General features: G+C 39.1%; 1 protein-coding gene. It reads right to left on the reverse strand.

What is annotated here, in order from left to right:
• On the reverse strand, positions 1-364 hold a 364-nt coding region (locus A3763_RS17465), incomplete at its 3' end, for a POTRA domain-containing protein (RefSeq protein WP_369823132.1).
• Positions 365-425 lie beyond the last annotated feature (61 nt).

Below are 425 nucleotides of genomic sequence, written 5' to 3' on the forward strand. Positions count from 1 at the left end.
TGAGCCCTTCCAGCAAATCTTCTTCAGAGATATCCTTATTTCCTTCAATTTCGATTTTCGAGATTGAGGGGCGCTCTTGAACAATAATGACCAAATCTCTATCTTCACGGGCGATTTCGATATCTGTAAACAAGCCGGTTTTAAATAGCGCCTTACTTGCTTCAACTATCTTTTCTTCACTAGCAGTCTCACCAACACTTAGGATAAACGCAGAAAATACCGAACCGGCTGATACCCGCTTAAGACCATCAACACGAATATCATTGATAATAAAAGCTTCTGCTTTAGCAGCTAAGGGGGCGATAGCTAGAATCAATAAGCTCAGAGCAAGCCAACTACGAATTATTTTTTTTACGCCAAACACAGACAATCCTATTAATGAATAACCACTACAAACGCATAATATCGTTATATAAAGCTAGAGA

Source organism: Oleiphilus sp. HI0128 (genome assembly GCF_001635365.1).